Source organism: Streptococcus sp. 20925_1_77 (assembly GCF_041432125.1).
Taxonomy (GTDB): Bacteria; Bacillota; Bacilli; order Lactobacillales; family Streptococcaceae; genus Streptococcus.
In genome coordinates this window covers 78,483-98,475 of sequence record NZ_JAPVZB010000006.1, presented here as the reverse complement: position 1 = coordinate 98,475, position 19,993 = coordinate 78,483, and the positions used below count along the sequence as shown (strand labels likewise).

General features: G+C 44.8%; 19 protein-coding genes and 1 pseudogene. 3 read left to right on the top strand and 17 right to left on the bottom strand.

Translation table 11 applies throughout. The features are described from left to right. Positions 1-150: 150 nt before the first annotated feature. The 14 genes and pseudogenes from O3626_RS05190 to hisS all read right to left on the bottom strand — a co-directional run bounded on the left by O3626_RS05190 (position 151) and on the right by hisS (position 14,486). The gene (locus tag O3626_RS05190; protein WP_371495667.1) at positions 151-1,614 is read right to left on the bottom strand and encodes an alpha-L-fucosidase; all 1,464 of its coding nucleotides are present in this window, start codon (positions 1,612-1,614) and stop codon (positions 151-153) included. A gap of 141 nt (positions 1,615-1,755) precedes the next feature. Next, entirely contained in the window at positions 1,756-2,532 is a 777-nt protein-coding gene (gene trpA, locus O3626_RS05185) for a tryptophan synthase subunit alpha (RefSeq protein ID WP_371495665.1), read from the bottom strand. A gap of 1 nt (position 2,533) precedes the next feature. Next, positions 2,534-3,739 carry a tryptophan synthase subunit beta gene (gene trpB, locus O3626_RS05180; RefSeq protein WP_155199992.1) on the bottom strand — a complete coding sequence of 402 codons (1,206 nt, stop codon included), beginning with the start codon at positions 3,737-3,739 and terminating at the stop codon, positions 2,534-2,536. Then, on the bottom strand, positions 3,729-4,316 hold the full coding sequence (locus O3626_RS05175; RefSeq protein ID WP_227223457.1) for a phosphoribosylanthranilate isomerase: 588 nt from the start codon (positions 4,314-4,316) through the stop codon (positions 3,729-3,731). Before O3626_RS05175 ends, trpB begins: the two co-directional genes overlap by 11 nt. After that, positions 4,303-5,070: an indole-3-glycerol phosphate synthase TrpC gene (gene trpC / locus O3626_RS05170; protein WP_371495662.1), complete on the bottom strand. Its 768-nt coding sequence runs from the start codon at positions 5,068-5,070 to the stop codon at positions 4,303-4,305. The genes O3626_RS05175 and trpC overlap by 14 nt, the downstream gene beginning before the upstream one ends. After that, positions 5,067-6,071, bottom strand: a complete 1,005-nt coding sequence (gene trpD, locus O3626_RS05165; protein WP_371495682.1) for an anthranilate phosphoribosyltransferase — start codon at positions 6,069-6,071, stop codon at positions 5,067-5,069. The genes trpC and trpD overlap by 4 nt, the downstream gene beginning before the upstream one ends. Before the next feature lie 9 nt (positions 6,072-6,080). Continuing rightward, a pseudogene (locus O3626_RS05160) lies at positions 6,081-6,641 on the bottom strand (aminodeoxychorismate/anthranilate synthase component II); the annotation flags it as partial. After that, positions 6,638-7,996, bottom strand: a complete 1,359-nt coding sequence (gene trpE, locus O3626_RS05155) for an anthranilate synthase component I (protein WP_371495660.1) — start codon at positions 7,994-7,996, stop codon at positions 6,638-6,640. The gene trpE and the pseudogene O3626_RS05160, both read right to left, overlap by 4 nt. A 513-nt stretch (positions 7,997-8,509) precedes the next feature. After that, positions 8,510-8,872 carry a DUF1304 domain-containing protein gene (locus O3626_RS05150; protein WP_227247820.1) on the bottom strand — a complete coding sequence of 121 codons (363 nt, stop codon included), beginning with the start codon at positions 8,870-8,872 and terminating at the stop codon, positions 8,510-8,512. A 15-nt stretch (positions 8,873-8,887) separates the two neighbouring features. Beyond that, positions 8,888-9,316, bottom strand: coding sequence for a MarR family winged helix-turn-helix transcriptional regulator (locus O3626_RS05145; RefSeq protein WP_003009542.1), 429 nt, complete (start codon positions 9,314-9,316; stop codon positions 8,888-8,890). A 268-nt stretch (positions 9,317-9,584) separates the two neighbouring features. Next, positions 9,585-10,214 (bottom strand): HAD-IA family hydrolase, encoded by a 630-nt coding sequence (locus O3626_RS05140; protein ID WP_195412066.1) that lies wholly within the window; start codon positions 10,212-10,214, stop codon positions 9,585-9,587. Beyond that, complete coding sequence (locus O3626_RS05135; RefSeq protein ID WP_371495657.1) at positions 10,211-11,488, bottom strand: MATE family efflux transporter; 1,278 nt, start codon at positions 11,486-11,488, stop codon at positions 10,211-10,213. The genes O3626_RS05140 and O3626_RS05135 overlap by 4 nt, the downstream gene beginning before the upstream one ends. 50 nt (positions 11,489-11,538) lie before the next feature. After that, positions 11,539-13,023, bottom strand: coding sequence for a threonine synthase (gene thrC, locus O3626_RS05130; RefSeq protein ID WP_371495655.1), 1,485 nt, complete (start codon positions 13,021-13,023; stop codon positions 11,539-11,541). Positions 13,024-13,202: 179 nt separating this feature from the next. Continuing rightward, complete coding sequence (gene hisS / locus O3626_RS05125; RefSeq protein ID WP_371495653.1) at positions 13,203-14,486, bottom strand: histidine--tRNA ligase; 1,284 nt, start codon at positions 14,484-14,486, stop codon at positions 13,203-13,205. Positions 14,487-14,656: 170 nt separating this feature from the next. Here hisS and O3626_RS05120 point away from each other — a divergent pair, with 170 nt between their 5' ends. Beyond that, positions 14,657-14,998, top strand: coding sequence for a metal-sulfur cluster assembly factor (locus tag O3626_RS05120; RefSeq protein WP_003010891.1), 342 nt, complete (start codon positions 14,657-14,659; stop codon positions 14,996-14,998). A gap of 163 nt (positions 14,999-15,161) precedes the next feature. On the opposite strand, the gene O3626_RS05115 is transcribed toward O3626_RS05120, so the two are convergent. Both O3626_RS05115 and ilvD read right to left on the bottom strand, forming a co-directional pair. Then, on the bottom strand, positions 15,162-16,436 hold the full coding sequence (locus tag O3626_RS05115; protein WP_049522925.1) for a uracil-xanthine permease family protein: 1,275 nt from the start codon (positions 16,434-16,436) through the stop codon (positions 15,162-15,164). A gap of 587 nt (positions 16,437-17,023) precedes the next feature. Next, a complete protein-coding gene (gene ilvD / locus O3626_RS05110; RefSeq protein WP_023920149.1) occupies positions 17,024-18,727 on the bottom strand; it encodes a dihydroxy-acid dehydratase in 1,704 nt (567 codons plus the stop codon). Between the two features lie 214 nt (positions 18,728-18,941). Here ilvD and rpmF point away from each other — a divergent pair, with 214 nt between their 5' ends. Beyond that, positions 18,942-19,124, top strand: a complete 183-nt coding sequence (gene rpmF / locus O3626_RS05105; protein WP_003009516.1) for a 50S ribosomal protein L32 — start codon at positions 18,942-18,944, stop codon at positions 19,122-19,124. 15 nt (positions 19,125-19,139) lie between these two features. Then, on the top strand, positions 19,140-19,289 hold the full coding sequence (rpmG, locus tag O3626_RS05100; protein ID WP_001265622.1) for a 50S ribosomal protein L33: 150 nt from the start codon (positions 19,140-19,142) through the stop codon (positions 19,287-19,289). Between the two features lie 370 nt (positions 19,290-19,659). Here the strand turns inward: rpmG and O3626_RS05095 are convergent, their stop codons facing one another. Next, on the bottom strand, positions 19,660-19,959 hold the full coding sequence (locus O3626_RS05095; protein WP_135782887.1) for a hypothetical protein: 300 nt from the start codon (positions 19,957-19,959) through the stop codon (positions 19,660-19,662). Positions 19,960-19,993: the final 34 nt, after the last annotated feature.

Sequence of the window (19,993 nt, the reverse complement as noted above, 5' to 3'; positions counted from 1 at the left end):
TTCGCCGTAACAAGAACCTTGTTGTGGCAATTTCTTAAAGCGTTTTGGATAATTGACTGAGATTTTCATTTTCTGTACCTCATTTCTTATTGGATGAGTACAGTATACAAGAGAAACCTAAACGATTCCTTATAGAAAGCTTCAAGAAAACTAAAAGCTGAGGCGCAAAACACGCGGTTGTTTTTTCCTACAAGCTGGTAACTGAAGATGGAGCCCTGTCTCATCTTGGCTCCAAGAAAGGGGCTGACTTTCTCCAAGGAGTTCTACCTTTTGAATGCGCGCATGAAGAATTCTCGGTTGCTTGAGATCATAGGCGAGAGACGGCAAGGTCAACTCTTCCGTCCTTCCACTTGGTTCCAGCTGGATGGCATAAAGAAAGCCATCACGCATGGTATAGCGGAAATCTTGGCTGGTATAGAGTGGCGCTTGCCCATCTGAGAAGGAACCTTCCTGGGCCTCGGTCGGTCCGTCCGATGACACCCGCCAAGGCCGACTCTGATAAATGGCTTCTCCATTTACCGCCAGCCAGTCCCCGATCTCTGTGAGGATGTCTTGGTCTTGCTCAGGTATAGTGCCATCTGCCTTGGGTCCAATATTGAGCAGAAGATTGCCATTTTTAGCCACAACATCGACTAAATTTTGTAGCAATTCCTTACTGGTCTTGTAGGCTAGATCCTGGGTATAGCACCAAGAATTACGGGCGATCGCGGTATCCATTTGCCACGGAAAGGCTTGCGTCTCTCCGTATCCTCCCCGCTCCATCTCGACGATTCCTGAACTGAAAGGGAGGGCATCCTGTTTGTAACAAACAGCCACCTTGCGATCCTCTTGTGCTGCTAGATTGTAATAATAAGCCAAAAAGCGCATCAAGTAGGGACGGAAGCTCTCATGCTGGATCCACCAGTCAAAATAAAGGAGCTCTGGCTGGTAGTCCCGCACCAGTTCACAGATTCGCAAAAGCCAATCTTCCAAGAATTCTTTGCTTGGATAAGGCTTGGAGGTCAGATCAAAATGATCTTTGGGCTCTGGCTCCGCTGGCCAATAAAGGCTGTCTCTTGGGACTTCTTGCGGAATGTCACTAGTGAATTCCTTGCCATGCGAAAAGAAAAACTGGTGTTCTGCCCGGTGAGAGGACGTACAGAAGTGCAGGCCACGTTTTTCTGCTTCCTCCCTCAGCTCTCCTAAGACATCTCGTCTCGGCCCCATTTCTAAGCTATTATAAGGCGAGAGAGTAGAGGCATACATCTGAAAACCATCGTGGTGCTCCGCAACTGGGAAAAGATACTGAGCTCCCGCTTTTTGAAAGAGATCTAGCCAAGATGCCGGATCAAATTGATCGGCTGTAAAAAGAGGAATGAGATCCTTGTAGCCAAAGATAGCCTGGTCTCCAAAATGCTCTCGATGATAGTCATAGCAAGGATTCCCTTGGATATACATATTTCGCGAATACCATTCCGAACCAAAGGCAGGTACACTGTAGACGCCCCAGTGGATAAACATTCCAAATTTGGCATCCCGATACCAATCTGGACAGACTTGATGGCTAAGAGAGTCCCAGGTTGGTTCAAAAGGACCCGATTGGATGACTTGATCAATCTCTTCAAGGCTTATCATTCTCTTCTCCTCTTTTCTTGTTACTACCTCTATTGTAACGAGAAAGCCTCGTTTGTAAAGACAAACAAGGGGAATGTTTAAAATAGTAGACAAAGAGCTTGATCTAGGAGAATCAAGCTGATGATGAATGGAATGAACCTTCTAGGCCTTCACTGCTTGAGAAATGAAACGAGCGATGGCATCTGTCTCCCCTTGGTGGAGAGCCTTAACGATTTTGGACCCCACAATAACTCCATCTGAGACCCTGTTGAAACGGTGAACATCCTCCATGCTGGAAACTCCAAAACCTGTTAAAACAGGAATGGACGCTATTTCGTGTAATTGGGCCAAGTGGTGATCCAAATCATCTCGATAGCTACCAGCTTTCCCCGTCACCCCATTGACAGCAACGGCATAGAGAAATCCTTCTGCATCATGGATTAATTTCTTCTGGCGCTCGATTCCTGTGGTTAAGCTCACTAGCGGCACCAAAGCGATGTCTTTATCCACTAAGAGAGGCTCTACCAGATCTGCATGCTCATGAGGAAGATCCGGAATAATCACTCCCTTGACCGCTGTTCCTTCTACATCTCTAAAGAAGTTTTCGAGCCCATATTGGAACAAGGGGTTGAAATAGGTCATGATGACCAAAGGAACACTTGTCTCCAGACGCTGGATCGTTTGCACCAGACCCTCTGTCGTCGTCCCATGGGCTAAACTGCGTAATCCTGCCTCTTCAATCACAGGGCCATCTGCCACCGGATCTGAAAAAGGAATGCCAACTTCAATGGCTGAGACACCAAGCTCCTCCAAAAATTGGATGGTTTCCTGCAAACCTGCTAAGCCTTTTTCATGATCTCCTGCCATAATATAAGGAACAAAGATTCCTTGCTGCTGGTCTTTCAGCTTTTGTAAATGCTCTGTTAAGGTCTTTCCCATCTTACTCTCCTCTCTCTTGTTCTAGGCGGTCTTTGACTTGTACCACATCTTTATCCCCACGACCTGATAAGCAAACGATCATGGATTTTTCAGGCCCCATCTCCTTAGCCAATTTCACCGCATAGGCGATAGCATGGCTCGATTCCAGAGCTGGAATGATTCCTTCTACTTTTGAAAGCAATTGAAAGGCTTCTAGGGCTTCTTGATCTGTCACAGGCACATAGGTCGCCCGCTTGATGTCATGGAAATAAGAATGCTCCGGCCCAATTCCTGGATAATCGAGACCTGCTGAAATCGAGAAGGCTTCTAAAATCTGTCCATGGGCATCCTGTAACACATCCATCAAGGCACCGTGAAGGACTCCCGGACGTCCTTTGGTCAAGGTTGCTGCATGCTGGTCTGTATCCACTCCAAGCCCAGCAGCTTCTGCCCCATACATGGCAACAGATGTATCTTCAACAAAAGGATAAAAGAGGCCAATGGCGTTCGATCCGCCTCCTACACAGGCTAAAACTGCATTTGGTAATGCACCATCATTTTGCTCTGCAAATTGGCGTTTGGCTTCTCGGCCAATGACACTTTGAAAATCACGGACAATTTCTGGGAATGGGTGAGGTCCTAGAGCAGAACCCATGATATAGTGGGTATCCTCCACATTTGCTACCCAGGCTCTAAGGGCAGCATTGACCGCATCCTTGAGGACACGTGACCCATCTGTTACTGATTGAACCTTGGCGCCCAATAACTCCATCCGAAAGACATTGAGGGCTTGGCGTTTGACATCTTCTTCCCCCATGTAGATGGTGCATTCCATATCAAATAAAGCAGCAGCCGTTGCCGTTGCAACACCGTGCTGTCCGGCCCCTGTTTCTGCGATGATCTTCTTTTTGCCCATCCGATGTGCCAATAAAACTTGTCCTAGGGCATTATTAATTTTATGAGCCCCTGTGTGGTTGAGGTCTTCTCTTTTAAGAAAGATCTTGGCTCCACCGACATACTTGGTAAGATTTTTAGCATAATAGAGCGGTGTTTCCCGACCGACATATTGTTTCAGAAGCTGATCCAATTCTGCTTGAAAAGAAGGATCTGCTTGACTTTCTCTGTAGGCTTTTTCTAATTCTAAAACTGCTGTCATCAAGGTTTCAGGGACAAATCGTCCCCCGAACCGCCCGTAAAATCCGTTTTTATCTGGTTGTTTATATGCCATGCTTGACCCTTTCTATAAATCGTTTTATCTTTTCTTGATCTTTTATTCCATTTGTCTCGACCCCACTGGATACATCCACCGCATAAGGATGAAAGAAGCGAATGGCATCTGCTACATTGTCTTCCGTCAAGCCTCCTGCAATAAAGAAGGGCTTTGTAACGTTTTGACTTTCGAGTTCTTGCCAGTTAAAAGTCTGCCCACTTCCTGCTACAGGAGCATCAAAGAGCAGATAATCGGCACTGGTCTCAGGAAGAGTCGCGTCTTTCCCCACTTGAACAGCGCGAATCGTTTGTTGGGGAAGGTCTTGCAAGATGGTTTCATCCATCGGCCCATGCACTTGTATCAGGTCCAAGCCCACAACTTGGCAAGCTTGCTCCACTTCCTCTCTTTGTGGCGATACAAAAACACCGACTTTTTGAACTCCCTCTGGAATCCCTGTAGCCAACTGCCGGGCTTGCTCCAGCGTGACTTGCCGTTTGCTTGGTGCAAAGACAAAACCAATGTAGTCCGCACCAGCTTCAACAGCTGTCTGGACAGCTTCTGGAGTGGACAGTCCGCAAATTTTAACCTTTGTCAATCTGCAACTCCTTTACTTTTTCAGCCACATTGTCTGCCTTCATGAGGGCTGTCCCAACGAGAATGCCATTAAAATAAGGAGCCAGCATACGAGCGTCTGCTGCTGTGAAAATAGCAGACTCAGAGATGTAAACCGGTTCTTGTTCAAAGCTTGTCGCCAATTCAAGGCTAGTATGGAGGTCTGTCTCAAAGGTCACCAAGTTGCGATTATTGACCCCGATGATCTGAGCCCCAATCCGGTGAGCGACCTCTAGTTCTGTCAGATTATGGGTCTCCACCAAGACCTCCAGGCCAAGATGGGTCGCAAAATCGAAGAGTTCTTTCAGACGAGCCTCTGATAAGGCTGCAACAATCAACAAGATCACGGTCGCCCCTGCATTTCGCGCCCGAATCACTTGTTTTTCATCCACAATAAAATCTTTATTGAGGGTTGGAATGCGCACCTGACTAGATATTTCCCGGAGATACTCGATACTGCCCTTGAAAAACACTTCATCAGTCAAGACAGAAATCATCACGGCCCCATTTTCTTCGTAAGTCTTAGCCTGCACGACGATATCCACATCGACATGAATATCTCCCAGACTCGGGCTGGCCTTTTTCACTTCCGCAATGACCTGAAGCTTTTCTGGATGACTCTTTAGGTAATCATACAAGCGGTAGGTCTCGCGCAAAGGTTGGAGCTCCTCTTCTTTCATCGCAGCCACTTCACGCGCCTTTTCCTTTAGAATCTTTGGCAAGAATTCTTGACTCATTTTTGATACTCCTGTAATAATCTCAATTTCTCAAGGGCAGCCCCACTGGCGATCACTTCACGTGCCAAGGCAATCCCCTCCTTGATAGAATCTACCTTGCCGTTGGCATAAAAGCCAAGGCCAGCATTTAAAACAGTCACCTCTAAGAAGGGACTTGCTTCATTCTTTAAGACACTGAGCAAAATTTCCGCATTGCGTTTGGCGTCTCCACCTCGCACTTGATCAATTTCAATGCGCTCCATTCCCATATCTTCTGGTTGAAAACTGGATAAGGTAACTTGTCCATTTTCCAGAATAGCGAGCTGGGTTTCTCCATCAAGGCCTGCCTCATCCAAACCTTGTGGACCACTCACCACCACTGCGCGTTTCCTTCCCAAATTCTTTAGAATCTCCGCCGTACTTTCCAGCATATCTGGACGACTGGTTCCCAATAGCTGGGTTTCTAGAGGAATCGGATTGATAAGAGGACCGGTTAAGTTCATCACCGTTGGAACCCCTAGCGCCAAGCGAGCGGGCATAATATAGCGCATGCCAGGATGCAGATTTTTGGCAAATAGGAAGACAATTCCCGCCTTTTCAAACACTCGTCCCAAGTCTTCTGGACCCAAATCAAGGTTAATTCCTAGAGCTTCTAGTACATCCGCAGAACCGGATTTAGAAGAGATCGAACGATTTCCGTGTTTCGCCATCTTGATGCCACCACCAGCAAGGACGAAGGCAGCTGTTGTTGAAATGTTGAAACTATAAGAACGATCGCCCCCAGTTCCACAATTGTCCATCGCTCCTTGAACTTCTGTAGGAATAGCGACTGCATAAGCCTGCATCACTTTTGCAATAGCCGTCCGCTCTTCAACCGTTTCTCCCTTCATTTTGAGACCTAGAAGAAGGGCCGTCACCTGGGCTTCTGAAGCACGACCAGCAACGACTTCCTCCATAGCAGCTTCTAACTCTGCACTGGTTAGATCCATTCCTTCTGCCACTTTTGCAAGCACTTGTTTCATCTTCCGCTCCTTGACTAGTTTGACAAAATTTTCGATGGTCTTGAGCCCATCTGGCGTCCCGATACTTTCTGGATGGTATTGAAAACCATAAATCGGTAAGCTGCGGTGTTGAATTCCCATAATGGCTTGATCATCCGTCGTCCGAGAGGTAATGACAAACTCCTCTGGCATGTCTTCAATCGTCAGCGAATGATAGCGCATGACTGGGACTTCTTTTGCGACACCCGCGTATAGCGGAGATGGAGCTTCTAGCTGGATCTGGCTTTGTTTGCCATGCATGACCTGTGGTGCCAATCCCAAGCGCCCTCCAAAAACTTCCGCAATCGCTTGATGCCCCAAGCAAATCCCCAAGATTGGTTTGATCCCCGCGAAATCTCGAATCATCTCCTCCATCTTGCCCGCATCCTTTGGCCAACCTGGACCTGGAGAAAAGACCAAGGCATCTGCTTCTTGGGCAACTTGGTACAAGTCCGGATCATCATTTCGAAGCACCTGGACCTCATCAAATTTTCCGATATACTGTGCTAAATTGTAGGTAAATGAATCGTAATTATCGACTAATAAAATCATCCTTCTTCTCCAATCCTTGTCATTGATTTTGCCTTATTGACGGTTTCTTGGTATTCATTTTCAGCGATCGAATCATAAACGATTCCTGCTCCGGCCTGCACATAAGCCTTCTTATTTTTGAGGATCATGGTTCGAATCGCAATAGCAAAATCGAGATCCCCCGTCACAGAGAGATAGCCAATAGCACCCGCATAGACGCCACGTTTCTCTTTTTCTGCCTCATAGATTCGCTTCATGGCTCGAATCTTGGGAGCACCAGAAACGGTCCCAGCTGGAAGAGTTGCCTTCAGAGCCTCAATAGAGGCTAGTCCAGGAAGCAATTGACCCTTGACCACACTCGTCAGGTGCATCACATAACGGAAGAACTCCACTTCCATATATTTAGTTACTTCAACCGACCCATTTTGAGCGATTCGACCAATATCGTTTCGCCCTAGATCCACCAACATCCGGTGTTCTGCGACTTCTTTTGGATCCCCTGTCAAATCAGCTGCCAACTGCCGATCAGCCTCTTCATCGATCCCTCTTGGACGCGTGCCGGCAATGGGATTGGTTGTCACCACTCGATCCTTGACCGACACCAAACTTTCTGGACTGGCACCGATAATTTGGTACTCCCCAAAATCATAAAAATAGAGATAATTCGAAGGATTGATTACGCGCAAATTGCGGTAATAATCTAGCGGTTTTCCTGAAAAATCAGCTGAAAAACGTTGACTGAGCACGCATTGGAACATATCTCCTTTTCGAATATAGTCCCGCGCTAGGGCCACCATTTCCTCAAACTCTTTTTGCTCCAAATGATTGTGGAAATGAAGAGCATGCAGGTCCTTGTCCTGAAACTCTTCTTTTGCAGGCCTTGCCAACTGCTCTAACACTTGCTCCAAGCTCGACGCTTGCTCTGCTTCACTCCGTCCACTATAGAGGTTCTCTTCCACCACATAGACCTTTTCCTTTTTGTGATCAAAAATCACATAGCTCTCATATAAGAAAAAGTGGAGATCTGGGGTGCCGATCGTATCTTCAGGAATGGAGCCAATGTTCTCATAGAGGCCAATCAAGTCATAGCCGACAAATCCAATCGCCCCACCGTTAAAAGGAAGTTCTTCTGAAGTTTTCGTTTTGATCGTGATGCGATTCAAAAAGTCCAAAGGATCCTCTTCAACAATTTGATCATTGTAATAGAGGACGCCATGTTCAAACTTGACTTCACTGACTGGCCGATAGGCTACAATTGAAAAACGCGCATTCTCTTTTTCACGAGGGATTGACTCCAAGATCATTTTATGGGGCGCATCCAAACGCATATAAGCCAAAATTGGACTCAAAACATCAGCAGATAAAACTTTTTTCATATCAGAAACCTCTCTTTTAGAACTCTTTTATTCTAAGGAATTCCGCTGGCCCATGCTTTTCTTGCTAAGGCGATCAAGGGTATCCCACGCTCTATTTGCGCTTTGGGATCAATGTGCCTAAGCGCGCTTCGCTTGCTAAGGCACATAGAAAAGCCCTCACACAAAAACTGTGTGAGGGCGTAGTGTCCGCGGTGCCACCTCTTTTATAGGGAAAAATAGCTGGTCTTTCCCTACATCTCTATCTCCTCTATCAAGGAGTTGCACGGTAAGGGGTGCCAACCGAATTCACATGGGTTAGAATTCATTAATCATAACAGTCCAATTTTCATCAGTCGCTATTGCTTGTTCACAATTCCCACAAGCTCCCTGAAAATAGCTGACTCATTACTTTTCTGTTGCTACCATTATAACCCTTTTTCTTAGAAAGTCAATAAAATTTTTAGTCTTTTTTTATACTTTTTTCTACACTTATTTAATAAAATCAGCTCAAAGAGCCCGAGCGGCCCGTCCTTTTTATCCCAAAAATAGAATACTCAATAAAGCTAAAATTGCAGGACCACCTTGAGTCAAGATAATCTTTTTATTGGCTGTCATCGCACCGTAAGCCGCTGCTCCAATAATAAAGAGCACAAAAATCGTAACGACTTCAATATTTTTGGACACAAACAATCCATACAAGAGGAAGACACCGATCAAGGCATTGTAGATTCCTTGATTCTTAAATAAAGAGGTCACAGATGGGCGAGCGAGTTCTTCTTTATCCATGTTGAAAACCCGACTTGTGGTATCAGATGTGGTTCTGATGCTCTCCAAATAAAAAATATACAAATGCTCCAGTGCAGCAAGACTTGCTAAAATAATCGTCAGTAATGACATCGTAGATTCTCCTTTTTATTCAACTGTTATTTGTTCAATGCCAGATACTAATTTGTCCAGCAGGTAAGAAAATTGCTCTTGTTCTTGAGCCGTCAAAATCCGACTCATCTGTTCTTTCACTGCCACATGATGGCGAGGGGGATGTTTGACCAAACGATTATAGGCCGTATCCGTCAAATGAATTAAGATTTCCCGCTGGTTTTTTGGATTTCGACTCCGATGGACAAACCCTTCCTTTTCCAATATTTTAAAATGCCGGGTTAAAGCAGCTGGATCAATCTGCAAGCGTTCCTGAACCGCGATCTGATTGCAAGGCGCTTGTTCTAATAAATCCTGCAAAATTTGATAACGCGTTAAGCTAATCCCTAGGCGCTTTTCAAAGAGTTGCGTAGTTGATTGATCTGCCAAGCGTAGTTGGTAGAGCAAATCATTTATTTCTGCCATATTCCTTCTCCGTATTATTTTTGATAAATCAATAATTGACTAATCAATTATAAAATATTTCATATCCTCTTGCAAGGAAAAGAGCTTACACTATTCTTGCGCACAAAAAAAGCCGCCTGATTGGGCGACTCTTAGGGAGATTATTATGAAAAAGAAAAGTTTTAGGATTTTTCTAAACAAAGTTAGGAGGTCTTTGTTTATGGTTCTATTATAGCGGACATTTCTTAAAGAAAGCTTACGGCTTTGTTTCAAAATGAAAACAATCTCTTTACAGATTCTTTTCAAGGCTTAAAACGCTTGGAATATCCCGTAAAGTTTTCATCTGGTGATTGCCTTGATAGTCAGATGTCAAGAAATTGATACTCTGAATCTGGCTATTTCTTGCAAAGTCAATATCCAGGCTCCGATCCCCAATATAGTAGATCTTTTCCGGATGCAACCCGTACTTCTTCATCAGATAAATGGCTGCTTCTGGGTCAGGCTTGCGGGCAAAACCACTTTGACTGGTCAAAATCTCTTTAAAAAAAGATTCCAAACCCAAGTCCCGTAGGATGACCAAGGCATTCTCTCCCTTATGGGTATAGACAAATTGTTCTATCCCAGCATCCTTCGCCCAGGACAGGACATCACGCGCTCCCTCCATCAGAAGGACCTGGGCATTTTTCTCTGCTAGACTTTCTGCTCGGCGATGATTTAAGTCTGTCACATCCAGTTGATACTCTGCTGCCACCGCTACTAAAAGATCTTGAACCGAATGCTTCAAGATATAGTCTTTAATACTCGCTCGGTCAAACGGAAGCTGATAAGATGCATAAGTCTCCTCAAGACCCGCCAGTATAGCATCATAAGAATCCAGCAAGGTCCCGTCCAAATCCCAAATAAAAGCTCGTTTTGTCATTTTCTCTCTCCTACTTTTCGTCTATAAAGTTGACTCAAAAATAGCCAGCGAAAGCCATTGTCCAGCAAGGTCCCCGTCCAGACACCTGGAAGACCCAAGCCAAGGGTTACTCCAAGCAGATAACCGGCTCCAATTCGAATGACCCACATGCCAATGGTCGTTGCATAAAATGGAAGTTTCCCATTTCCCAAGCCTTGCCAAACAGCAGTATAGATGACTGTTCCTGCTGTAAAGGGTGTTCCTAACAAAGAAAAGAGGACAACCGAAAGGCTAGCTTCGACTGCTTTCGCATCTTGTGTGTAGAGATGGGTCAGAAGGGTGCCCCCGAAAAAGATACCCAGAGCAATGGGCAACATCAATACAAAGGACAGCCAGTAAGACTGCTTTCGAAGGCGGTCAATCTGCTCAAAATCCCCTTCACCGAGGCTTCGTGCTACGAGCATGACCGTCGCTGTGGCCACTCCAAACACCGGCATGTAGTTAAACTGGGTCAAGGTCTCTCCGATGGCATTTCCGGCGACTGCCTCAGTCCCAAAAGCAACCACGATCGCAATGATCACCACATCTCCAGCTCGCATCATCAGCCGTTCTCCAGCAGCTGGCAGTGCTAAGTTCAAGAGCTTACGATCCAATCCCCAACGAAGGGAAGCAAAGGGCAGCTGGACCTTTTGCCACAAGAGGATAACACCAACCAGACGGGCTAGCACAGTCCCCAAAGCTGCTCCGACAATTCCCCAACCAAAAAGGAAAATAGCCACAGAGGAGAATAGAGCATTTAAAACATTGGTCAACAAGCTGACATACATGGGAAGCCGTGGATTGTTGGCTACCCGAACCAGCGAGCCCAGGGTCGTCATCAAGCCTAAGAGAACAATGGTCCCGCCGACCAAGGAAAGGTAAATCCCCCCACTTTCGGCGACTGCAGCTTCCGTTCCCAACAGCGAAATCATCTGGCGTCCAAATAACAGCGAAGCCCCTCCTAAGAGAGCACTCAACAACAAGGTCACCTTTAGGGACTCTGTCGCATGGTAGGCAATGTGGTCTTGATTTTTTTCACCCAAACTTTTGGACATGACACTGGCAACTGCCGCACCCAGTGCCAAAAAGATGGCCTGATAGATGGTGATGATGTTTCCTGCGACGGAAACACCTGAAATGGCAATCAAGCCCAGGTGAGCCACTAAATAAGAGTCCACCATGCCCATCAGCATTTGTAAGAAATTTTCACCCATGGCAGGAAGGGCAATGTTTAAGATTTTTTTGTATAAATTCATGCGTATATAAAAGAGCCAAACGGCTCTTTTGATCTTTCTAATAGGGAGAATTACAGTCCCAAGTAGTCTTCTACGGCTGCTTGCATGTCTTTAGCAGCTACGCTTGTACGATGGCGAACCGGCGCAGTTTCAAGACCGTCTACAGCCGGTGGCACAGGAACACCTGAGAGGGTGTGCAATTTGGCCAAGGCTTCGAAATCGCCTAGACCGGTCTCGCCCGTCACCGCTTCTACTGCCACAACTGGGAATTTGTAAGGACTTGCTGTAGAGGCAATGACTGTTTTAGCAGCATCCCCTGTTTGGGTCCGGTATTTTTGATAAACGGCTGATGCTACGGCTGTATGAGGGTCTTCGATGTAATCAGACGCTTCATAGACCCGCTTGATCTCTGCAGCAGTTTCTGCTTCATCTGCGTATGCAGCCGCAAACAAATCTAAGATATCTGCATCAAAGTTGGACAATTGGTATTGACCTGTTGCAAGGAGGCTTTCCATCAACTCTTTGGTCTTTGTGGCATCATTGCCTACCAAGTGGAAAATCAAGCGTTCCAAGTTGGAAGACACTAAGATATCCATCGATGGACTGGTGGTCACCTTGAACTCACGTTTCTTATCATAGACACGTGTTTTGAAGAAGTCTGTCAAGACATTGTTCTCGTTTGATGCACAGATCAATTTTCCAACTGGAAGACCGATTTGTTTGGCATAGAAAGCTGCCAAGATATTTCCAAAGTTCCCTGTTGGGACGGTAAAGTTGACTTTTTCTCCCGCTGTGATTTGGCCTGTCTTGACCAATTGAGCATAGGCGTATACGTAATAGACAACCTGAGGCACCAAACGGCCAATGTTCATGGAGTTGGCTGATGAGAATTGCATCTTGTTGGCTGCCAATTTTTCACGTAGTTCAACATCGTTGAACATATGTTTGACATTCGTTTGAGCATCGTCAAAGTTTCCATCGATCGCGATTACATGAGTATTGTCCCCAGTTTGAGTGGTCATTTGCAACTCTTGTACCTTGCTGACACCGTCTTTTGGATAAAAGACAATAATTTCAGTACCTGGAACATCGGCAAAACCTGCCATGGCAGCTTTACCAGTGTCCCCGGATGTCGCTGTCAAGATGACGATTTTATTTTCCAGACCGTGCTTTTTAGCTGCTGTTGTCATGAAGTAAGGCAAGATCGACAAAGCCATATCTTTAAAGGCTATGGTTGAACCGTGGAAAAGTTCCAAGTTGTATTGGCCATCGAGTTTGACAAGCGGAGCAATGGCTGGCGTATCAAACTTGCTGTCATAGGCATTGGTGATACAGTAGTCCAACTCTTCTGCTGTGAAGTCATCCAAAAAGGCTGACAATACAAGCTTAGCCACTTCTTGGTAAGAAGCGTCTTTGAGGGTGTTAAAATCTAGCTCCACTTGAGGATAAGATACCGGAGTAAACAAGCCGCCATCTGTTGCCAAACCTTGAAGGATGGCTTGACTAGCTGTTACAGTATTTTTTTCGTCTCGTGTTGATTGGTAAACTAATGTCATGACAGTTTCATTCCTTTACTAGTAGTCTTCTCATTATATCATAAATGTCAGAAAATTTAACGGTTTTCGCCAAATCTTGGCAAAGGTCGGCAAACAGAATCAAGATAAAAGAGAGCAGGAGCAACCATTTTGCCCCTACTCCCAGATAAATCTTGTCTACCCTTGTCTTTTCCGTTCGATCAAGCCAATCCCAACTCTGCTAAAACAGATGGGAAGTCTTTCTTCAAGCTTTCAAGAGCTACCGTTACTTCTTGACGAGTTTGGTTGTTTTTCACAGTGACTTGACCACTTTCAACCTCACTGCTTCCTAAGGTAATCAAGGTTTTGGCCGCAAAGACATCTGCTGACTTAAATTGTGCCTTGAGCTTACGTCCAAGATAGTCACGTTCTGCCTTGAAACCTTGGATTCGAAGGGCTTGAACCAAGCTAAGTGCTGCTTCATTGGCCTCATCTCCTAGAACGGCAATATAAGCATCTAATCCTTTTTCGATCGGTAATTCAATGCCTTTCTTTTCAAGAACGAGAAGGATCCGTTCCACACCGATGCCAAATCCAAAACCAGCTGTCGCAGGGCCACCGAAGTATTCAACCAACCCATCATAGCGACCACCTGCACAGACTGTCAATTCATTGCCTTCAATTTCTGTAATGAACTCAAAAATCGTGTGGTTGTAGTAATCCAAGCCACGCACCATATTGGTATCGATGACATAGGCTACCCCCAAGTCTTCTAACATCCGACGAACCGCATCAAAATGCGCTTGGCTTTCTTCATCTAGATAGTCTAGGATGGAAGGAGCCTGTTCAACCGCCGCCTTGTCTTCTTTTTCTTTTGAATCCAAGACACGAAGCGGATTTTCTTCTAAGCGACGTTGGCTGTCCTTAGACAATTGATCCTTCATTGGCAAGAGGTAATCAATCAAGGCTTGACGATAAGCCTGACGACTAGCAGGGCTTCCCAAGGTGTTCAAGTGCAAGGTCACATTGTCAATTCCTAATTCTTTCAGGAATTGCGCTGCCATGGCAATAGTTTCGACATCCGTTGCAGGATTGCTCGATCCAAAGCATTCTACCCCAATTTGGTGGAATTGACGCAAACGACCTGCTTGAGGACGTTCGTAGCGGAACATTGGACCTATGTAATAGAACTTACTTGGTTTTTGTACCTCAGGCGCAAAGAGTTTATTTTCTACATAGGAGCGGACAACAGGAGCTGTTCCTTCTGGACGAAGCGTGATATGACGGTCTCCCTTGTCATAGAAGTCATACATTTCTTTGGTAACGATATCTGTCGTATCCCCTACTGAACGGCTGATGACTTCATAATGTTCGAAGATCGGTGTGCGGATTTCATCATAATTGTATCGCGCAAAGACCTTGCGTGCAAAGCCTTCTACATATTGCCATTTCGCTGAATCGCCAGGAAGGATATCCTGGGTCCCTTTTGGTTTTTGTAATTTCATAGCCTTCATCCTTTGTCTTACTTTTGCATCTATTTTACCACAAATTCGAAGAGAAATGGAGACTGGACCGAATTTCCTTTGTCCCACACGTTTAAATCATCGTTCTCTTCTTGCCTTATCAGCCGAATTATGAGAAAATGGAAGCCATACTACACTGAAAGGATCTTGCGATGAGAGAGGATATCAAAATCAATGACCGCGCCCTCGCACTAGAGAAGCCGTTAATCGAAAAATTGGAGCTTGTATTTGATACCGACGTTGAGTTAGATGTCTATAACCTAGGACTGATCTACGAGATCCATCTAGATGAAGCCGGTACTTGCAAGGTGGTTATGACCTTCACCGATACGGCTTGTAGCTGTGCTGAGAGCCTTCCGATCGAAATCGTCGCTCGCCTAAAAGAAATTGAGGGGATCGAAGATGTCAAGGTCGAAGTGACCTGGTCACCCGCTTGGAAAATTACACGAATCAGCCGATACGGGCGCATTGCCCTTGGCCTTCCACCACGATAACAATCATTACCATTTAAGAAACGCAGTCAACTAATGAAGGAAGGCCTCTTCGGAAATCCGATCCACAATAAAAAACGAGGAACACCAGCTCTACCACCAGAGTCTGTTCCTCGTTTTTTTATGATGATTGAATCCATTAAAACTTTTTCACTACCAGAATGTACTAAGCCTCGTCAGCTTTTGGTTCTGGAAGAATTTGATACAACACAATCCCAAGAATGGTTGACGTTGCGACACCCGTGATTTGAAGACCACCGAGGTCAATCATCAAACCACCGATCCCTGATACCAAGATCACACTAGCAATCAAGAGATTCTTTTTATTATCAAAATCAATCTTATGTTCAACTAAAATTTTCAAACCGCTAGCAGCGATCACCCCAAAGAGGGCAATAGACAACCCTCCCAATACAGGAGTTGGAATAGAGTGCAAGAGTGCTGATAGCTTCCCAATAAAGCTCATGACAACCGCAATCACTGCTGCGCCTGAAATAACGTAAACTGAGTAGACCTTACTAAGGGCCATAACCCCAATGTTTTCCCCATAAGAAGTTACCGGAGGAGCTCCAAAGAATCCGGCAATAATCTGTGCCAAGCCATCACCAGTAAGCGTATGGTCAAGCCCTGGATCCTTAAAGTAATCACGCTCAGTCAAACTATTTAAAACCATGAGGTGCCCAAAATGTTCCGTCATGGTCACAAAGGCAATCGGAGCCATGGTCAAAATCGCACTTGGATAGAGCTTAAAGCTATAATCCACAAATGGAATGTCAAAGTTTGGAACTTGAATCCAATGCGCCGCACTTACCTCTGAGAAATTGACAAAACTATGTCCTGTCATCAAACCAAGAGCCAATGAGAAAATATAGCCCACAATTAATCCAAGTAAAATTGGGACGACACCGACAATCTTCTTGCCATACATGTTAAATAGGATGACCGCAAAGAGGGTCACCATCGAAATCAATAGAGCATAACCGCTATAGCTTTTATTTAAGGTTGTCGCATCAGTGACTGCATTCGCCGCAAGACTCAAACCAATTACCATGATAATGGGACCAACCACGATTGGTGGAAGGACCTTATTAATCCAATCTTTACCCGCATGCTTAACAATCAGAGCTACAAACAAGTAGACCAAGCCACCCGCCATAGCACCTTGCGCAACTGCTGCGATTCCATCTGACTTCATCAGCATCTGCATAGCAGCAATATAAGCAAAACTAGACCCCATATAAGCAGGAATCTTATACTTGGTCACTGTCAAGTGAGCCAAGGTCCCCAAACCAGATGAGAACAAAGCAATGGCAGGATCAATCCCAACCAAAATCGGCACCAGCACTGTCGCCCCAAACATGGCAAACAAATGCTGGAAAGATAAACCAACCAATAAACCAGGTTTTGGCATATCATTCACATCATATTTAACGTCATTCACGATCGTAAAAACCTCCTAAAATTAAGATGCGACAAGCTATGGCTGAACAAAAACGTCTATCTTCGATGACCAAATCGTAAGGATGGACTCCCTGCTTCCATCATCGACGGTTTCTTTTTTATCAAACCACTTTTCAACTATACAAAAAAATCCCCCACAACAAGGAGATACACAAAATATAGGCTGGTCTTCCCAGGCCTTTCATTTCCATAGCTCCTTGCCTGCCTCTCTGGACAGTATTAAAGGATTGATTCGATTAGTCACAATTATAGCAAATTATAGACGGATTTACAAGAAAAATAACAGATAATACACTCAAATCCCCCAAAAAGTAATATTCATACGCTTCAGCGACAGGGTTAAAAATAGCGACTTTGAGGCAAAAAAGAGGCTGGGACAAAAGTCCTAGCCTCTCAATTGTTTTTGGATTGTCGAGCAAGACGCAGTGGTTGAGTGGGCTCTACTACACTGATTTCATCAGCTTTTACAGCCCTACTCAACTGTGCGGAGGTGGGACGACGAAATCGAATTCTAACGAATTACCGATTTCTGTCCCACTCTCTCTTTGGACAAAGTCGTCCATCCAATTACTGTTTACCAGACTGTTCCATATTCCAGAAGTCGGTTACAGCACCACGTGATGCTGAAGAAACGATGTGGGCATATTTACCCAGAACCCCACGGCTATAGAGTGGTGGCAAGGTTGTCTCAGCCTTCCGTTTCGCCAATTCTTCGTCTGAGACATGCATGGTGATTTCTTTGGTATCTTGGTCAACTGTCACCAGATCCCCTGTGTGGAGGTAGGCGATTGGGCCACCGACCTGAGCTTCAGGCGCGATATGTCCAACAACGAGACCATAAGTGCCACCAGAGAAGCGTCCGTCTGTCAAGAGGGCCACCTTGTCCCCTTGACCTTTCCCAACGATCATAGATGACAAGGATAGCATTTCTGGCATACCAGGACCACCCTTAGGACCTACGAAGCGGACAACGACAACGTCGCCATCCACAATTTCATCCGAAAGAACGGCTTCAATGGCAGCTTCTTCTGAGTCAAAGACCTTAGCAGGGCCCGTGATGTTACGGACCTTGACACCTGATACTTTGGCAACCGCCCCTTCTGGAGCCAAGTTCCCTTTCAGGATGATCAATGGACCATCCGCACGTTTTGGATTTTCAAGTGGCATGATAACTTTTTGACCTGGTGTCAAATCAGCAAAGGCTTCTAAGTTTTCAGCCACCGTTTTACCAGTACATGTGATGCGATCCCCGTGAAGAAAACCATTCTTAAGAAGGTATTTCATGACGGCTGGCACACCACCAACATTATAAAGGTCTTGGAAGACATATTTCCCTGAAGGCTTCAAGTCCGCCAAGTGAGGCACGCGCTCTTGGAAATCGTTGAAGTCTTCAAGGGTCAAGTCTACATTGGCCGCATGAGCGATCGCAAGCAAGTGCAGAGTGGCATTGGTGGAACCACCGAGCGCCATGGTCACTGTAATCGCATCTTCAAAGGCTTCACGGGTCAAGATATCTGATGGTTTGAGTCCCATTTCCAGCATCTTGACAACAGCACGACCTGCTTCTTCGATATCGGCCTTCTTATCCGCTGATTCAGCAGGGTGAGAAGAGGAACCTGGTAAGCTCATACCAAGGACCTCGATCGCTGTCGCCATGGTATTGGCCGTATACATCCCACCACAGCCACCAGGGCCAGGGCAGGCGTTACATTCCAGTTGTTTCACTTCTTCAGCGGTCATATCACCATGGTTCCATTTCCCGATTCCTTCGAAAACAGAAACCAAGTCGATATCTTTTCCATCGAGATTCCCTGGGGCAATGGTCCCACCGTAGGCAAAGATCGCAGGGATATCCATATTGGCAATGGCAATCATCGAACCAGGCATGTTCTTATCACAGCCCCCGATGGCCACAAAAGCATCCACGTTGTGACCACCCATCGCTGCTTCGATAGAATCCGCAATGATGTCGCGAGACGTCAAGGAGAAGCGCATTCCTGGAGTCCCCATAGCGATCCCGTCCGCAACCGTAATGGTTCCGAATTGAACCGGCCAAGCACCTGCATCTTTCACACCTTCTTTGGCCAATTTTCCAAAATCGTGGAGGTGGATGTTACAAGGGGTATTTTCCGCCCATGTCGAAATCACTCCGACAATCGGTTTCTCAAAGCTTTCATCGGTCATTCCCGTCGCGCGAAGCATGGCACGGTTGGGAGATTTTACCATGCTATCGTAGACACTACTACGATGGCGTTTGTCTAATTCTGTCATGTCATTCCTCTCGTTTCATTTTTTACCATTATAGCATAAAAGAAGTCCCAAAGGCAGATCCAAACTTTAAGATCAACTATGGAGAAGTAAGTTTTTCCAAAAATTTCAATTTTTTTGTCAAGTAACTTTACTTTACAAAAAAGTTTTGTTATACTGTTAAAGTTGATGAAAATCAAACCTAATTGAATTTATATCTTAAAAGGAGAATAACGAAATGGCAGTACCTGCACGTCGCACATCAAAAGCGAAGAAAAACAAACGTCGTACGCACTACAAAGTAACAGCTCCATCTGTAAACTTTGACGAAGCAACTGGAGATTACTCACGTTCACACCGTGTATCACTTAAAGGATACTACAAAGGACGTAAGATCGCTAAAGCTGCATCAGCTGAATAATAGAAGGGAGATACCATGCGCGTAAATATTACACTTGAACACAAAGAATCTGGTGAACGCTTGTACCTTACTTCTAAAAACAAACGTAACACTCCAGACCGTCTTCAATTGAAGAAATACTCACCAAAACTTCGCAAACACGTTGTGTTTACAGAAGTTAAATAATTGAGTTTAAAAAGTCGTTGAAAATCAATTTCAACGACTTTTTCTTTTTGCCAAATGCAGTATATTTCAGTTCAATCACTACCTTTTTTTGAAATAAGAATAATGATTCGGAGATTAAAAAGAAGAGGAACTTTAGTGTGAAGCTCCTCTTTTTGTTATGTGTTCTTTTTCTTACAAATCGTATGACCTGGTTTGAACAACTTTTGTTTAAATAAATCTCAAAAGCCTTTAATATCAAGTGCTTTTAGACTTTTCTGAAAGCGTTACTTCATTCAATTTCAACTAATTTCATCTGAATGGTGTGAATTTTAACCTTAAAATACACTAATTGAGCTAGAATTTTACCAAAAGTCCACACCATCTGGAGATATCATTCCCAAATTATCTTTAACTCTTTTACATCGGTTTCTGATAAGACATGAATTATTCTTTCAAAATTTAGAGGGGATTTTCTTGACTTTATTAAACCTTTAAATGGTTTACCAGGAGTTAAAATCCTATATAAAGTTCTTATAATCGCATTTATGTATTTACGCTCTCCATTAGAATAATTTTTGAATGCTTCTCCACTTCGAGTATATGTTATCGGTTCATCATATGGTATAACCTCAAAGTCATCAAAGGAGTTATTACATACAAAAGCAAAATCAACACTTTGTACACTAAACATTATTCCTTTTCAAGATCTTATTCCCAACTTAAGC